General features: G+C 73.8%; 10 protein-coding genes and 1 pseudogene. 7 read left to right on the top strand and 4 right to left on the bottom strand.

Annotation, left to right across the window (positions count from 1 at the left end):
* Window positions 1-34 precede the first annotated feature (34 nt).
* From CO540_RS31240 to CO540_RS01170, 3 genes and pseudogenes are all read right to left on the bottom strand, one after another.
* Window positions 35-4,204 carry a choice-of-anchor A family protein gene (locus CO540_RS31240; protein WP_099160540.1) on the bottom strand — a complete coding sequence of 1,390 codons (4,170 nt, stop codon included), beginning with the start codon at window positions 4,202-4,204 and terminating at the stop codon, window positions 35-37.
* Window positions 4,205-4,295: 91 nt separating this feature from the next.
* Window positions 4,296-4,853 carry a GNAT family N-acetyltransferase gene (locus CO540_RS30670; RefSeq protein ID WP_253866794.1) on the bottom strand — a complete coding sequence of 186 codons (558 nt, stop codon included), beginning with the start codon at window positions 4,851-4,853 and terminating at the stop codon, window positions 4,296-4,298.
* A gap of 24 nt (window positions 4,854-4,877) precedes the next feature.
* Window positions 4,878-6,947: pseudogene (locus CO540_RS01170) on the bottom strand (penicillin acylase family protein); the annotation flags it as partial.
* A gap of 54 nt (window positions 6,948-7,001) precedes the next feature.
* Between CO540_RS01170 and CO540_RS01165 the strand changes: the two are divergent.
* The 7 genes from CO540_RS01165 to CO540_RS01135 all read left to right on the top strand — a co-directional run bounded on the left by CO540_RS01165 (window position 7,002) and on the right by CO540_RS01135 (window position 15,747).
* Window positions 7,002-7,712, top strand: coding sequence for a siderophore-interacting protein (locus CO540_RS01165; RefSeq protein ID WP_099160539.1), 711 nt, complete (start codon window positions 7,002-7,004; stop codon window positions 7,710-7,712).
* Window positions 7,712-8,953, top strand: coding sequence for an MFS transporter (locus CO540_RS01160; RefSeq protein ID WP_099160538.1), 1,242 nt, complete (start codon window positions 7,712-7,714; stop codon window positions 8,951-8,953). The genes CO540_RS01165 and CO540_RS01160 overlap by 1 nt, the downstream gene beginning before the upstream one ends.
* Window positions 8,954-9,020: 67 nt before the next feature.
* A complete protein-coding gene (locus CO540_RS01155) occupies window positions 9,021-10,535 on the top strand; it encodes an aspartate aminotransferase family protein (RefSeq protein WP_172967773.1) in 1,515 nt (504 codons plus the stop codon).
* Between the two features lie 25 nt (window positions 10,536-10,560).
* A complete protein-coding gene (locus CO540_RS01150; RefSeq protein WP_099160536.1) occupies window positions 10,561-11,835 on the top strand; it encodes a lysine N(6)-hydroxylase/L-ornithine N(5)-oxygenase family protein in 1,275 nt (424 codons plus the stop codon).
* Window positions 11,836-11,870: 35 nt separating this feature from the next.
* On the top strand, window positions 11,871-12,458 hold the full coding sequence (locus tag CO540_RS01145; protein ID WP_099164526.1) for a GNAT family N-acetyltransferase: 588 nt from the start codon (window positions 11,871-11,873) through the stop codon (window positions 12,456-12,458).
* The gene (locus CO540_RS01140; protein ID WP_099160535.1) at window positions 12,455-14,239 is read left to right on the top strand and encodes an IucA/IucC family siderophore biosynthesis protein; all 1,785 of its coding nucleotides are present in this window, start codon (window positions 12,455-12,457) and stop codon (window positions 14,237-14,239) included. Before CO540_RS01145 ends, CO540_RS01140 begins: the two co-directional genes overlap by 4 nt.
* Before the next feature lie 32 nt (window positions 14,240-14,271).
* Complete coding sequence (locus CO540_RS01135; RefSeq protein ID WP_099164525.1) at window positions 14,272-15,747, top strand: MFS transporter; 1,476 nt, start codon at window positions 14,272-14,274, stop codon at window positions 15,745-15,747.
* Between the two features lie 73 nt (window positions 15,748-15,820).
* Here CO540_RS01135 and CO540_RS01130 read toward each other — a convergent pair whose 3' ends face one another.
* Complete coding sequence (locus CO540_RS01130; protein ID WP_099160534.1) at window positions 15,821-16,726, bottom strand: siderophore-interacting protein; 906 nt, start codon at window positions 16,724-16,726, stop codon at window positions 15,821-15,823.
* Window positions 16,727-16,755: the final 29 nt, after the last annotated feature.

The following is a 16,755-nucleotide window of genomic DNA, read 5'->3' as shown; positions in this document are numbered from 1 at the left end:
TGCCGATACCGCCACCTCGCCGGGACGGCGCCGATCAAACGGAGTCGTGCCGGGCGCCGATCCGGCGGCGCCGGGTCAGCAGCATCAGGGTGACGCCGGTCAGCAGCACCGCCGCGCCGCCGACGGCCAGCGGGAGCAGGAACGACGTCCCGGTGACCGGCAGCTTGCCGTGGCCGTGCCAGGGCCACGGGCCGGGCTTCGGACCGGGTCCGATCACCACCCGGACGCAGAGCGTGGCCTCCGGCGACACCGGAGCCGCACCCGCCGGCGGTGTGCCCGTCGCGGTGGCGGTGTCGGTGATGCACCGCTGCGAGGCGTCCGCCTTCGACACGGTGTACGTCGCCGTGCAGGTGACGCTCTCCCCCGGCGCGAGCGTGACCGCTCCGTTGGGCGTGCCGCCCGGACCACAGGTGATCGGCCCGAGGTTCGCCGGGTCGGCCGGTGGCGCGAGCGTGTCGGTCACCGTGACCCCGGTCAGCGGGACCGATCCGGTGTTGGTGACCTGGAACCGGTACCGCACCTGCTGGCCGACCTTGTGCACCTCGCCCGGGTCGGCGGACTTCTCCAGCGCGATCGCCGCGCCCCGGGTCGCGGTCACCGTGGCGGAGGCCGGCTCGGAGCGGACCGGCGCCGGCGGGTCCTGGCCGGGAACGCTCGGCGGGGTGCCGACCGCGACCGCCGTGTTGGTGACCCGCCCGGCTTGGACGTCGGCCTCGGTCACCGCGTAGGTCGCCGTGCAGGTCAGGCTCTGCCCCGGGGCGAGCGTGGCGCCGTCGCAGGTGATCGCCGAGGGCCGCCCGCTGCCGGAGAAGGCGGTCTCGTCCACGGCGACGCCGGTCAGCGTGGTGTTGCCGGTGTCGGTGACCACGTACCGGTAGGTGACGACCTCACCGGGGCGGGACACCACCTCCGGCGTCACGGTCTTGGTGAGCGCGATCCCCGGGTGCAGGATCGGGATGTCCTGCGTCGACGGCCCGGAGACGGCCGCGGGTCCGCGCGGCGGGGTGCCGGTGGCCGTCGCCACGTCGAGCAGCGACGCCTGGGCGAAGTCGGCCTCCGAGACCGTGTACGTGGCCCGGCACTCGACCGACGCTCCCGGCGCCAGCGTGACGGTGCCGTTCGGGACGTTGTCCGGGCCGCACGTGATGACCGTGAGGTTGTCCCGGCTGGCCGGCGGCAGGAGGGTGTCGTTCACCGTGACCCTGGTCAGCGTCAGGCCGCCGGTGTTGACCACCCGGTAGGTGTAGTTCACCTTCTGGCCGACCTGGGTGATCGCGACCGTGTCGGACGACTTGACCACCTCGATGTCGACCGCCGGGTCACCGGCCGGAACGGTCAGCGAGGCCGGGTCGGAGTCGATCGGCGTCTGGGCGCCGGCCGGGGTGCCGTGGGCGGTCGCGGTGTCGCTGACCGATCCGTGGTCGAGGTCGGCCTGGGTGACGGTGTACGTGGCGGTGCAGGTGGTCGACGCGCCCGGCGCCAACGTCGTGTCCGCACACGTGATCGGGCCGAGGTCGACGTTCGACGACGGTGGCGTCTGCACGTCGGTGACGGTGACGTTCGACAGTGTGAGCCCGCCGGTGTTGACCACGACGAACCGGTACGGCACCCGCTGGCCCGGTGCGGTGACCACCGTGGTGGTGGAGGTCTTGTCCACACTGATCCCGGCGGTCACCGGCGCCCGGGGGACGGTCAGATCCGACGGTTCGGAGTCGATCGGCGTCTCCCCGCCGACGGGAGTGCCGTGGGCGGTCGCCGTGTCGCCGAGCGAGCCGTTGTCGATGTCGGCCTGCGACACGGTGTACGTCGCCGTGCAGGTGGTCGACGCGCCCGGCGCCAACGTGGTCACCGGGCAGGTGATCGGGCCGAGGTTCGCGTTCGACGACGGCGGCGTCTGTACGTCCGTCACGTTCACGTCCGACAACGTGACCCCACCGGTGTTGGTCACGGCGAACCGGTACGGCACCTGCTGCCCGGCGGCCGTGATCGTGGTGGTGGTGGACGACTTCACCACGGTGATCTCCGGGGCCGCCGGCCTCGCCGCGATGGTCAGGTCCGACGGGTCCGAGTCGATCGGCGTCGCGCTCCCCGGCGGTGTGCCGTGCGCGGTCGCGGTGTCCGACACCCGCCCGATGTCGAGGTCCGCCTGCGACACGGTGTACGTCGCCGTGCAGGTGGTCGACGCGCCCGGCGCCAACGTGGTCACCGGGCAGGTGATCGGGCCCAGGTTCGCGTTCGACGACGGCGGCGTCTGCACGTCCGTCACGTTCACGTCCGACAACGTGACCCCACCGGTGTTGGTCACCGCGAACCGGTACTCGACCTGCTGTCCCTCGGCGGTGATGGTGGTGGTGGTCGAGGACTTCACCAGCGTGATGTCGGGAGTCACCGGCGTCGCCGCGATCGTCAGCTCGGACGGTTCCGAGTCGACCGGGGTGGTGCTGCCCGGTGGTGTGCCGTGCGCGGTCGCGGTGTCCGACACCGACCCGTGGTCGAGGTCGGCCTGGGTGACGGTGTACGTGGCGGTGCAGGTGGTGGACGCCCCGGGCGCCAACGTGGTCACCGGGCAGGTGATCGGGCCCAGGTTGGCGTTCGACGACGGCGGCGTCTGCGTGTCCGTCACGTTCACGTCGGACAGCGTCAGCCCACCGGTGTTCGTCACCGCGAACCGGTACGGCACCTGCTGCCCGGCGGTCGTGATGGTGGTGGTGGTCGATGACTTCAGCACCGAGATCGACGGGGTCAGGACCTCCGCCGGGATGGTGAGGTCGGTCGGGTCGGAGACCACCGGGGCGCCGCCACCGGCGGGCGTGCCCCGCGCGGTCGCCGTGTCCGACACCCCGCCGTGGTCGAGGTCGGCCTGGGTGACCGTGTACGTGGCGGTGCAGGTGGTGGACGCCCCCGGGTCGAGCGCGGTGACCGGGCAGGTGATCGGCCCCAGGTTCGCGTTCGACGACGGCGGCGTCTGCACGTCGTCGACGGTGACGTCGGTCAGGCGCACGCCGCCGGTGTTGACCACCCGGAAGGAGTAGGGCACCTGCTGGCCGACGGAGCCGATCAGCGCGGTGGTCGACGACTTGACCACCGCGATGCTGGCCGGGCCGCCGCCGTTGCAGGTCAGCGTCGTGCTGAACGGGAAGTAGTGGATCTCGCCGCCGCGGTGGTCGAGCGTCCGGGTGATCACGCTGCCCTCGGTGTTGCTGGCCGAGAGGTCGGTGAAGTCGGCGTTCGGCGCGTAGATGCTGCCCTCGACCGTGCGGGCTCCCGCGGTGAGCGAGAGCCGGGTCGCGGTCGGGAAGTTGATCAGGACGTACTGGGCCTGCTGGCCGCCGATGCCGGAGAAGTTCGGCGCGTTCCAGTCGAAGGTGTTCCCGACGCCGCTGGTGTCCACGTTGATCAGCAGCGGCGTGGTCGGCGTGGGCTGGTCCCGGAAGGTCAACGTGTCGATGTTGTTCAGGTCGGTGGCGCTGAGGTTCAACACGTTGGTGACACCGCTGGTCAGCGTGACGACCGCGTTGCTGCCGGGCGGGATCGGGCTGGGCAGGACGTCGCCGTTGGGGGTCCGGAGCACCACCGTGTTCGCGCAGCCGGCCAGACCGACCGAGGTGGACCGGAACGACTCGTACGCGGCGGCGAAGTTGATCGGCGAGGTGGGGCCGACGTTCGCGGGCGCCTGCCGGACGGTCAGCTCGACCCGTGGGAAGGCGTCGTAGTTGTTCGTCGGCAGGATCCGGGTGTTGACCGCGGCGCCGTTGTTGTCGGTGTCCCGCACCACGGTGCCGGTGAGGTTGCCGACCTTGGCGTAGCCCTGGGAGAGGACCTGGAGCCGGGTGCCGGGCACGCTGCCGGCGAAGTCGACCCGGCCGCCCACCACGAGCGCGCTCGGCCGACTGTCCCCGGGGACGACGAACGAACCGGCGGTGTTGTTGGCGAGCTGGTAGTTGCCGAAGGAGAGGTCTCCCCCGACAGCCATGGTGCCCTCGTTCTCGCTGGCGACCACGGTGGCGTTGCCCTCGGTCATCACCCCGAAGCTCAGCGCCGGCGCGACCGGGTTGACCGGTCCGACGGCCCGGCCCGCGGGCGCCGGCGGCGGTTGTCCGACCGGAGCCGCCGACGCGGTCACCGCCGGCAGCGGGGCGGCGAGTGCCGCGACGACGACGACCGCGGCGGCTCTGCGCCCGGCGCCTGTGAAGGTTCTGATCATCTTTCCCCCGTTGCCCGATTTCGGGGGAATCGTAGCTATGTGGGTGTTTCCGGACGGTCCTCTTCGGAAAAGATCGTCCGGAGGGCGGCGGTCACGCCGACGGGTGGTCCGCCTCGAACCGCTCCCGGGTCAGGAACGCGAGCTGCGCGCGCTTGTCCGGCATGTCGATTTCGGACGCGAACGTGAAACCCTCGATCCGGAGCCGGCGCAGCGCCGCCTCGTTGCGGACGTCCGGCTCCACCACGATGCGCCGGGCGGCCGGGTCCCGCAGCAGGAACCGGGCCAGGGCCGGCCCGACGGCCGTGGTGAGTCCGCGCGCCCGCCCCCGGGGCGGGTTGAGCAGCAGGTGCATCCCGACGTCCCCCGGCCGGACCGGGTACCGCTCGCCCACCGGGTCCGCCTCCGGGCGGTAGGTCTGGAACAGCCCGACCGGTTCCCCGTCCAGCAGGATCAGGTAGGCGTGGTGGGTCTCCAGCCCGTCGAGGAACGCGTAGACCTCGCGGACGTCGTCGAGCGTGTGCGAGCCCATCCCCCAGAACGCGTTGCGGGGCAAGGTGACCCAGCCGTGCAGCAGCGCGGCGTGCCGGTCGGGGCGCACCGGCTCCAGCGCCAGCTCGCCGAGGTCGGGGATCTGCTCCTGGTAGGTCACTGTCGTCTCGTCCTTCGTCGGGGACCCGGTGGGCGCCGGAGTCAGCGGTCCGGTGGGCAGCGGGATCAGGTCGCCGGCGGCCCAGTGGCGCAGTTGGTCGCAGAAGTGCGGGTCGCCGGGGACGCCGGAGGCGCCGAACGGGACGGCCCAGCCGCCGGCGGCCCGGTCGGTCAGGTCCCACACGTAGCGGGCCACCGGCCCGCGCCAGCAGGCGTCGGAGACGCCGGGGACGCTGGAGGTGGCCAGCACGCAGTCGGTGTCGCCGCCGAGCGCCACCGACCGCCGCATCGCCGCGACCGCGGCCGAGGTCTGCGCGGCGACGCCCAGGTGCACCGGGTGCAGCAGGTGCCGGCGGCCCCACGGCTCGGGTGTCGGACCGGCGGCCACCTCGGCCAGCGCGGCGGAAGCGAGCGGTACGACGTCGACGCCCAGGTCGACGTGCCGCTCGACCAGGAGGTCGAGTGCCAGGCCGATCCGTGCCGCCGGGTCGGTCCAGGGCGTGAACAGCTCGTCGAACCCGGACGGCTCGGCCAGCCGCCGCAACCGCGGGTGCGCGCGCAGCCGGCGGGCGAGCGCGGCGCGCCAGGCGGCGAACGCGCCGGCCTCGACCGAGTCGGCGGCCATCGCGCGGTCCCAGCCGGTCAACCGCCGGTGCAGCGTACGGGAGGATTCGTCGAGCCGGTCGGGGTCGAGCCGGTCGAGCAGCCGGTGCAGCGGTGTCGCCGGCAGCCGGGTGTCGGTGTGCACCGCGGACGCGTCGACGCCGTCGGCGAGCAGCGCCCGGATCCGCCGGGCCCGGTGCGGCGGTGCGAAGTCGACGCCGTGCGCGGCGACGTCGTCGCGGCGGTCGTTGGCGCAGACCGCGACGCCCTCGACCTTCTCGTCCACCATCGGCAGGTAGGCGCCGCGCCAGTGGTGTCGCGACCGCCAGCCGGGTACCGGCTCCCGGCGGCACCGGTCGTCGCGTACCGGGACCAGGCCGGCGACCAGGCGACGCACGGCGCCGCCGGTGTCGGCGGCGAGCACACTGTTGACCGGCTCCACCCAGTGGCGCAGCGCGTCCGCGACGTCGGCGGTGTCCCGGGCCCGCAGCAGCGGCAGCAGCGCCTCGAAGCCGAGGCGCGCCTCGACCCGGCTCGGGGTGCGCAGGCTGATCGCCTCACCGGTGCGCCGGTCGTGGTCGATCACCGGGCCGCGGGGCGTCTCGATCACCTCGACCGGTTCCGGCGCGTCGCCGCGGACCTCGATCTCCTCGACGTGGCGCGGGACCGGGATCCAGTCGTCCGCGTCCCGAACCAGCACCCGGTCGCCGTCGCGGCGCAGCTGCTCGCGGTAGAGGTCCTGGTAGTCGGCCATCGCGTTGGTGACGGCCCAGGCGACGTGGCCGGCGTGGCCGAAGTGCGGCAGCCCGGGCACCCCGGGGAAGGCCAGCCCGACCACGTCGAACTCGGGGCAGGCCAGGCGCACCTGCTGGTAGATGCCGGGCAGTTCGAGCAGCCGGTGCGGGTCGCCGGCGAGCACCGGGCCGCGCCCGGTGACCGGGTCGGCGGGCAGCGCCCAGGCGTTGCTGCCGGCCGACGCCGGCCCCTCGACCGCGAAGAGTCCGACCGCGTCGGGGCCGAGGGTGCGCGTGACGTGCGCCTGCCAGAGCTTGTTCGGGAAGGTGGAGAAGAGCACGTGCTGGACGAGGAAGACGCCCAGCGGCGACCAGGGCTGCCACGGCTCCGGCGCGGCGCCGGTCGCGGCGAACTCGGGCGCGACGGCCGCGCCCTCGGCGAGGCCGCCGTTGACGCCGTCGACGTACGCCTCGACCCACCGGCGCGTCGCCGGGTCGAGTCGCTCGTGGCAGCGACGGGCGGTGTCGTCCAGCCGGGCCCGCCGGGCGAACCGGTCCCAGGGCAGTTCCGCGGCGCCGACGCGGGCGGCCAGCCGGCCCTCGGCGCGCCACCGCTCGACGCTGATCTGCCAGGCCCGGTCCTGGGCGGCGACGCGGCCCTGGAGGCGGGCGAGCGCGTCGACGTCGCCGGCCCAGAGCTGGGGCACGCCCCACGGATCGCGATCGACGCGGGTCGTCGGGCGGCCGTTTCCTCGGATGGTCAACTTAGGTTACCCTCCCCTAACTGAGGCAGACCTTACCTGGAGGGGTTCGTGAAACGGAACTGGGAGGGCCTGGTGCTCAAGGCCATGGGGGGCCGGGACTTCCGGCTCACCGTGCGGGGCACCGAGTCGGTCGACGGGCACTACCAGCGTCTGCTCCTCGACGACGGTGGGCTGCTGGCCGCGTGCGGCGTGCACCCGACGATGTGGATCCGGCTCTGGTTCGACGACGGCGGGCGGGCGCACCAGCGGGCCTACACGCTCGTCGACCCGGATCCGGAGCACGGGCGGTTCACGCTGGAGTTCGCCCTGCACGACGGCGTCGCCGCCCGGTGGGCGACCACCGCCGAGGTCGGCGACACCATCGACGCCACCGTGCAGGGCAGCGCGTTCCAGCTGCCGGAACCGACGCCGGAGCACCTCTACCTGGTCGGCGACGCGGCCTCGCTGCCGGCGGTGAACAGCCTCCTCGACGCCGGCGCGGACATCCCGGCGACGGTGTGGCTGGAGTACGCCCACGAGGGCGAGAAGGCCCTCGCCCCGCGCGCCCGGGCGCACCACCAGGTGACCTGGGTGCCCCGCCGCGACGACGGCCGGCACCTGGTCGACACGGTCTGCGCGGCGCTGCCCGCCGCCGGGACCGCGCACTACTGGGTGGCGTGCGAGGCGGCCAGCACCCGCAGCATCACCCGGCACGTCCGGCGGACCCTCGGCGTCGGCAAGCACCAGCTCACCGCGCTCGGCTACTGGCGGGCCGTCTGATGGGCCGCCTCGGCACGCTGACCGCGCTCTACGTCACGCAGTACCTCGGCATCGGCTTCATCACCGTCGGGCTCACCGCCATCCTGCGTGACGGCGGCACCTCGCTGGACACCCTGGCGCTGCTCCAGGTGGTCGGCCTGATCTGGCCGATCAAGTTCCTCTGGGCGCCGGTCCTCGACCGCTACGGCTCCCGTCACCGCGGCCACTACCGGTCCTGGCTGCTGGTGTTGCAGGCCGCCCTGGTGCTGACGCTGCTGGCGCTGCTGCCGTTCTCCCGGCCCGCCGACCAGCTCGGCCCGGTCATCGCCATCTGCGCCGCGTTCGTGTTCTTCTCCGCCACCCAGGACATCGCCGCCGACGCGGTCGCGGTGCGACTGCTGGCCGCGTCCGACCGGGGCACCGGCAACGGCATCCAGGTGGCCGCGAGCTACCTGGGCAACCTGCTCGGCGGCGGCGCGTGCGTGCTGGTCTACGACCGCTTCGGCTGGGCGGCTGCGGTCGGCCTGCTGGCCGCGCTGACCGCGGTCGGGCTGCTCGTGGTGTGGCGGTTCCGGGAACCGGAGCGCACCGACCGGGTCGTGCGCATCGGGGCGGCCTACCGGGCGCTGGTGTCGGTGTTCGGCCAGCCCGGCTGCCGGTGGTGGACGTTCGGCGTGGTGCCGCTGGTCTACGTCGGGGCCGGCATGGCGTACGCGCTGGTGACGCCCGCGCTGGTGGACGCCGGCTGGTCGCTGGGCCGGATCGGCGTGGTGACCGGCGTGGTGACCAGCGTGCCGGCGATCGCGGCCGGCCTGGTCGCGGGCCTCGGCGTCGGCCGGTTCGGTCGGGCCGGCGTGCTGGTGGCCGGCGGGGTCACGCTGGCGCTGTCCACGGTGGCGTTGCTGCCGCTGATGAACGGCCGGGCGCCGCTCGGCGGCACGGTCGCCGCGCTCTGCTTCTTCCTGGCCGCGTACACGATCGCCAACGTGGTGCTCTACACGGTCAACATGGACTACTCCCGGCCGGGCAGCGGGGGCACCGACTTCACCGTGCTGTCGTCGTTCGGGCTGGTGTGCTCGTTCGTGGCCGCCTCGCTCGGGCTCGCCGCCGCCGGACGGTTCGGCTACCCGGCGGTGGCACTGGCCTCGCTCGGGCTGGTGGCCGCCGGGGTCGTGGTGGGCGTGGCGCACCAGCGGCGGTTCCCGCCGTCCGGAGCGCCCTCCCGCCCGACACCCGCCGCGACGGACTTGCTTGTTAGGTAAGCCTAACCTAATCTGATCTCCGCGCGGTCCGCCCGCGCTCCTGTCCGCACGACGACCGGGAAGTCACATGAGTGCGATCGACACCGCAGCGCGCGCCCACCTGTTCAACGCCGGCTCGCTCGGGCGGTACCGGGACGTGCTGGCGCGCGGCGTCGACCGCGTCGCCCGCCGGGTGGGCGCGGCCGACCGGCCGTTCACCGGCGTGACGCCGGAGGCGCTCGCCCCGGTGGTCGGCGCGATCGACCTGGACCGGCCGCTCGGCGACACCGACGCCGCCCTGGACGAGCTGCACGACGTCTGGCTGCGCGACGCGGTGTACTTCCACCACCCGCGCTACCTGGCCCACCTGAACTGCCCGGTGGTCATCCCGGCGCTGCTCGGCGAGGCCGTGCTCAGCGCGGTCAACTCCTCGCTGGACACCTGGGACCAGAGTGTCGGCGCCACGCTGATGGAGCGGCGCCTGATCGAGTGGACGGCCGGACGGATCGGTCTCGGCGCCACCGCCGACGGCGTGTTCACCAGCGGTGGCACCCAGTCGAACCTGCAGGCCATGCTGCTGGCCCGGGAGGAGACCCACCGCCGGGTGGTCGGCGGAGCGGCCACCCGCCCGGCCCGGCCGGAGGTGCTGGCCCAGCTGCGGATCATCACCTCCGCCGCCGGCCACTTCAGCGTGCAGAAGGCGGCCAAGCTGCTCGGCCTCTCCGCCGACGCGGTGCTCACCGTGCCCACCGACGCCGGCCGCCGGATGCGCACCGACGAACTCGCCCGCACCATCGACCGCTGCCGGCGCGACGGGCAGGTGGTGATGGCCGTCGTCGCCACCGCCGGCACCACGGACTTCGGCACCATCGACCCGCTGCCCGAGATCGCCGACATCTGCACCGCCGCCGGCGTCTGGATGCACGTCGACGCCGCGTACGGCTGCGGGCTGCTGGTCTCCCCCACCCGCCGGCACCTGCTCGACGGCATCGAGCGGGCGACCTCGGTCACCGTCGACTACCACAAGTCGTTCTTCCAGCCGGTCAGCTCCAGCGCGCTGCTGGTCCGCGACGGCCGGGTGCTGCGCCACGCCACCTGGCACGCCGACTACCTCAACCCGGCCCGCGCGGTCGAGCAGGGCATCCCGAACCAGGTCGACAAGAGCATCCAGACCACCCGCCGCTTCGACGCGTGCAAGCTCTGGCTGACCCTGCGGATCATGGGGCCGGACGCGATCGGCGCGCTCTTCGACCAGGTGGTCGACCTCGCGGCCGACGCCTGGCGGCTGTTCGACGCCGACCCCCGGTTCGAGGTCGCGGCCCGCTCCCCGCTGAGCACCGTGGTCTTCCGACACCTGCCGCCCGGCGCCGACCCGCACCTGGTCGACGAGGCCAACCTGCACGCCCGCGAGGCGCTGGCCACCTCCGGCGCGGCCCTGGTCGCCGGCACCAAGGTCGACGGCGCGCACTGGCTGAAGCTCACCCTGCTCAACCCCGAGACCACCGTCGACGACATCGCCCACGTGCGCGACCTGATCGCCGACCACGCCGCCTGGTACGCCCGGACCGCGGCCACCGCCGAGCTGTCCTGCCCGGTCGGCTGACCCCGGCCCCGAACGGAAGAACCCCATGTCGACCCACGACTTCATCGCCGTCGGGCTGGGCCCGTACAACCTCGGCCTGGCCTGCCTCAGCGCACCGATCGACGACCTCGACGGGCTGTTCCTGGAGGCGCGCGACGACTTCGACTGGCACCCCGGGATGCTGCTCGAATCGACCCGGTTGCAGACGCCGTTCATCGCCGACCTGGTCACGCTCGCGGACCCCACCTCGCCGTACTCGTTCCTCAGCTATCTCAAGGAGACCGGGCGGCTCTACCCGTTCTACATCCGGGAGAGCTTCTTCCCGCTGCGCGCCGAGTACAACGACTACTGCCGGTGGGCCGCGGCCAAGCTGCCGAACCTGCGCTTCCGGCACGTCGTCACCAGCGTCGAGCACGACGGGGCCGACGACCGCTACGTGGTACGCGCCGACACGCCGGACGGGCCGGTCACCCACCGGGCCCGGCACCTGGTGCTCGGCACCGGCACCCCGCCGTATCTGCCGCCCGCCTGCGCCGGCGTGGGCGGCGACCTGATCCACAACTCCCGCTACCTGGAGCACCGGGAGTCCTTGCGCGCCAAGCGGAGCATCACCGTCGTGGGCAGCGGCCAGAGCGCGGCCGAGATCTACCACGACCTGCTGAGCGACATCGACACGTACGGCTACCAGCTCACCTGGGTCACCCGCTCGCCCCGGTTCTTCCCGCTGGAGTACACCAAGCTGACGCTGGAGATGACCTCACCGGACTACGTGGACTACTTCCATGCGCTGCCCGAGCCGACCCGCTACCGGCTGGAAGCAGCGCAGAAGCCGCTGTTCAAGGGCATCAACGCCGATCTGATCAACGACATCTACGACACCCTCTACGCGAAGAGCCTGCACGCGCCCGCGCCGACCCGGCTGCTGACCAACACCGAACTGGTCGACGCCGCGTACGCCGACGGCCGCTACCGGCTCGGGCTGCGCCACACCGAACAGGACCACGCGTTCACGCTGGACACCGAGGGCCTGGTGCTGGCCACCGGCTACCACTACCGGGTGCCGGAGTTCCTCGCCCCGGTGCGCGACCGGCTCCGCTTCGACGGCCACGGCCGCTTCGACGTGGCCCGCAACTACAGCGTCGACCACACCGGCCGGGGCGTGTTCCTGCAGAACGCCGGCACGCACACGCACAGCATCACCTCGCCCGACCTGGGCATGGGGCCCTACCGCAACTCGTGGATCATCCGGGAGCTGACCGGCCGGGAGCACTACCCGATCGAGAAGTCGATCGCGTTCCAGGAGTTCGGGGTACCGGCATGAGCGAACGCACCGAGCGAAGCGAGGGCCGTGAGCGCATGCGCGATCAGTCCGGCGTGAACGTCTTCACCCGTCTCGACGAGCGGCTCGGCGAGTTCGCGCTGCGCCCGCTGGACGTCGACGCCGACGCGGCGCTGCTGCACCGTTGGGTCACCCATCCGAAGGCCGCGTTCTGGCTGATGCAGGACGCCGACGTGGCCGGCGTCGCCGAGGAGTACCGGCGCATCGCCGCCCACCCGCACCACGACGCGTACCTCGGCTCGTGGCGCGGCCGGCCCGCGTTCCTGGCCGAACGGTACGACCCGGCCCGGGTGGAGCTGGTCGGCCTCTACGAGCCGGAGCCCGGCGACGTGGGCATGCACTTCCTCTGCGCCCCCACCGACACGCCCGCGCACGGCTTCACCCGCGCCGTGCTCACCACGGTGATGGCCTGGCTCTTCGCCGACCCGGCGACCCGGCGGGTGATGGTGGAGCCGGACGTGCGCAACACCGCCGTGCACGCGCTCAACGCCGCCGTCGGCTTCACCGTCGTCGGCGAGATCCGCAAGCCGGAGAAGGACGCGCTGCTCAGCGTCTGCACCCGGGAACGATTCCGGGCCGCGGCCCGGGGAGAGGCGACCCCGTGAACCCCGCCGCGTCCGTGGACCACCTGACCCCCGAGGCGTGGGCGACGGCCAACCGGCTGCTGGTGCGCAAGGCGCTCGCCGAGTTCGCCCACGAGCGCCTGATCACCCCCGAGCCGGCCGGCCCCGGGCGGTGGGTCGTGCGCAGCGACGACGGCACGGTGCAGTACCGGTTCGCCGCGCGGCGGCTGGCGCTGGACCACTGGCAGGTCGACGCCGCCAGCATCACCCGGCGCCGCGACGACGCGGAGCTGCCGCTCGACGCGGTCGACCTCTGCCTGGAGCTGCGCGCCGCGCTCGGCCTCACCGACGCGATCCTGCCCGTCTACCTGGAGGAGATCACCTCCACCCTCGCGGGCACCGCGTACAAGCTGGGCAAGCCCGCGGTGACCGCCGCCGAGCTGGCCGCCGCCGACTTCCAGTCGATCGAGACGCAGATGACCGAGGGCCACCCCTGCTTCGTGGCCAACAACGGGCGGATCGGCTTCGGCGTGCACGAATACCACCGGTACGCCCCGGAGACCGCCGCGCCGGTACGGCTGCTCTGGCTGGCCGCGCACCGTGACCACACCACGTTCACCTGCGCCGCCGACCTGGACTACGACGCGCTGGTCCGCGCCGAACTGGGCGACGAGACGCTCGCCGGGTTCACCGCCACGCTCACCGGGCTCGGCCTCGACCCGGCCGACTACCTGCTGATCCCGGTGCACCCGTGGCAGTGGTGGAACAGGCTCGCGGTCACCTTCGCCGGCGACGTGGCCCGGCGCCGGCTGGTCTGCCTCGGCGAGGGGCCGGACGACTACCTGGCCCAGCAGTCCATCCGCACGTTCTTCAACGTCACCGACCCGGCGAAGCACTACGTCAAGACCGCGCTGTCGGTGCTGAACATGGGCTTCATGCGCGGGCTGTCCGCCGCGTACATGGAGGCCACGCCCGCGATCAACGACTGGCTGGCCGACCTGATCGAGAACGACCCGGTGCTCACGCGCACCGGCTTGTCGATCATCCGGGAGCGGGCCGCGATCGGCTACCGGCACCGGCAGTACGAGGCGGCGACCGCCCCCGGCTCGCCGTACCGGAAGATGCTGGCCGCGCTCTGGCGGGAGAGCCCGGTGCCCGGCCTGGAACCCGGGCGACGACTGGCCACGATGGCCTCGCTGCTGCACCTCGACCGGGACGGCCGCTCGCTGGCGGCGGCGCTGATCACCCGGTCCGGCCTGCCGCCGGCGCGCTGGGTGCGCCGCTACCTGGACGCCTACCTGGTGCCGTTGCTGCACAGCCTGTACGCCCACGACCTGGCCTTCATGCCGCACGGCGAGAACGTCATCCTGGTGCTGGACGGCGACGTGGTGGAGCGGGTGGTCTTCAAGGACATCGCCGAGGAGATCGTGGTGATGGACCCGGAGGCCGACCTGCCGGAGCGGGTGCGGCGGATCCGGGCCGCGATCGGAGAGGACGAGAAGATCCTGTCCATCTTCACCGACGTCTTCGACTGCTTCCTGCGGCACCTGAGCGCCGCCCTGCACACCGAGGGCGTGCTCGACCAGGACGACTTCTGGCGCACCGTGGCCGGGTGCGCCACCGGCTACGCGACCACGGTGCCGCACCTGGCCGAGCGGATGCGCCGGTACGACCTGTTCGCGCCGGAGTTCACCCTCTCCTGCCTCAACCGGCTCCAGCTGCGCAACAACCAGCAGATGGTGGACCTGACCGACCCGTCCGCCGCGTTGCAGTTCGCCGGCACGCTGGTCAACCCGCTCGCCCGCTTCGCGCCGACACCGTGAGCGCCGAGCCGACGAGCGCCGACCCGACGACGGTGCACGCCGACCGGGCGACCCCGGCCCCGGTACCGCACCGCTGGCTGATCCTGGCCGTGCTCTGCCTGGCCCAGCTCGTGGTGGTGCTGGACAACACCGTGCTGACCGTTGCCGTGCCGGTGCTCACGGTCGAGTTGGACGCCGGCACCGCCGACGTGCAGTGGATGATCAACGCGTACGCGCTGGTGCTGTCCGGTCTGCTGCTGAGCGCCGGCAGCGCGGCCGACCGGTACGGGCGGCGGCGGATGCTGCTGGTCGGGCTGGCGCTGTTCGGGCTCGGCTCGACGGCGGCCGGGCTCGCCCGCACCGCCGAGCAGCTGATCGCCGCCCGGGCCGGCATGGGCGTGGGCGGCGCGCTGCTGGCCACCGCGACGCTGGCCGTCGCCATGCAGGTCTTCGACGCCGCCGAGCGGTCCCGCGCGATCGGCGTCTGGGCGGCCACCAGCGCGCTGGGCTTCGCCGCCGGGCCGCCGATCGGCGGGTTCGTCCTGGCGCACCTGCCGTGGGGCGCGATCTTCCTGCTCAACGTGCCGGTCGTGCTGGTCTGCCTGCTCGCCGCCCGGGCGCTGGTCCCGGAGTCGCGGGACCCGGCCGGCGGGCCGCTCGACCTGGGCGGCGTGGCGCTGTCCACGGGCGGCCTGACCGCGGTCGTCTGGGCGATCATCTCCGGTCCCGAACACGGCTGGGCGTCGGCGCCGGTGCTCGGCGCGGGCGCGGCCGGCGTGCTGCTGCTGGCGTCGTTCGTCGGCTGGGAGCGGCGGGTCGCCCACCCGATGCTGGACATGCGCTTCTTCCGGGACCGACGCTTCGTCGGCGCGGTCTGCGGCGTCGTGCTGATCACGTTCGGCGCCACCGGCGCGCTGTTCCTGCTCACCCAGCACCTGCAGTTCGTCCGGGGCTATCCGGCCTGGGAGGCGGGGCTGCGGATGGCGCCGTTCGCGTTGTCCATCGTGGTGCTCACCGCCGGCGGGGTGGCCGCGTCGGTGATCCGCCGGCTCGGGCGGCCGGCCGCCATCGCGCTCGGGATGACCCTGCTGGCCGGCGGTCTGGCGCTGGTCACGCACGGCCCGTCCGAGGGTTACGGCACGCTGCTGGCCGGGCTGCTGGTGATGGGCGCCGGGTGCGCGCTGGCGAACCCGGCGATCGTCGAGGCGGTGATGAGCGCGATCCCCACCGACAAGGCGGGCGCCGGGGCCGGCGTGGACGGCACCATGACCGAGGTAGGCAGCAGCCTCGGCGTCGCGGTGCTGGGCGCGGTGCTCAACGCCCGGTTCGGCGCGCTGCTGCCGGCCGCGCTGGCCGGCGCCGGCTCGTTCCCGGCGGCGCTGGCCGCCGCCGGCCCGGACCGGGAGGCGGTCACCGCCGCCTTCGCCGAGGCGTTGCGGACCGGCCAGACGGTGGGCGCGGTGGCGGTCCTGGTGGGCGGCCTGGCCGCGGCCGCCCTGCTGCACCGGGCCGACCGACTGTCGGCCTGAGGCCCGGTCGGACCGGCGGGCGGCCTGCGGCCGGTTCGGACCGGCAGGCGGCCTGCGGCCGGGCCGACCGGGCTCAGGACTCGGCGCGGCCGGCCCGCCAGTAGCCCATGAACGCCACCGCCCGGCGGTCGACGCCCCGGTCGGCGACCAGGTGCCGGCGCAGACCGCGGATCACCGCGGCCTCGCCGGCCAGCCAGGCGTAGAGCGGGGCCCCGTCGGGGCGCTGCGGCACCTCCCAGAGGATCTCCCGGTCCACGTCCACCTCGGCCGGCGGCACGGCGGCGACGGGCGCGGCGGGGACCGGCAGCAGCCGGTCGGCAAGGCCGGTCACGGCCGGGGTGAGCCGGCTGCCGTGCGGCGCCCCGGCGCGGGGCAACCAGGTCACGGTGACGCCGGCCGGGGCACGGCAGGGCAGTTCGTCACCCGGCTCCGGCACCTCCACCACCGCGTGCCCGCACGCGTCAGCGGGCAGCCGCTCCAGGATCGCGCAGATCGCCGGGGCGGCGGTCTCGTCGCCGGCCAGCAGCAGCGTCGCCCCGACCGGCGCGGCGAACTCGACGCCGCCGTGCACACCTGGCCAGCCGGCGTCCGGGCCGACCATGGCGAGCCGGTCCCCGAGTCGGGCCCGCCGCGCCCAGCGGGTGGCCGGGCCGCCGTCGCCGTGCAGCGCCATGTCGACGTCCACCTCGGACGCCTCCGGGCGGACCGCCCGCACCGTGTAGGTGCGGATCGGGCTGCGCCGCCCCGCCGGCAGCTCCCGCCACCGCTGGTACCAGTCGGGTCCGGCGGGCAGCTCGGCCGACGCCCCCTCGACCACCGGCAGGGCCAGCTTGATCCGCTGGTCGTAGCCGTTGTCGGCGAACCGGTCCAGGTCCGGCCCGGCGAACGTCACCCGGAGGAACGACGGGCCGAGCCGGCGCAGCGCGCGTACCTCGACGGTGAACACGCGCCAGGGGGCGGCGGCCAGGGTGCTCGTCATCGACAGATGTCCTCTCGCGATCGCGGGGT

It is taken from the genome of Micromonospora sp. WMMA2032 (genome assembly GCF_002688545.1).
In the GTDB taxonomy this organism is placed as follows: Bacteria; Actinomycetota; Actinomycetes; order Mycobacteriales; family Micromonosporaceae; genus Micromonospora; species Micromonospora sediminicola.
Note: the sequence above shows the minus strand (reverse complement) of the source record. Positions and strands in the feature narration are given on the sequence as shown.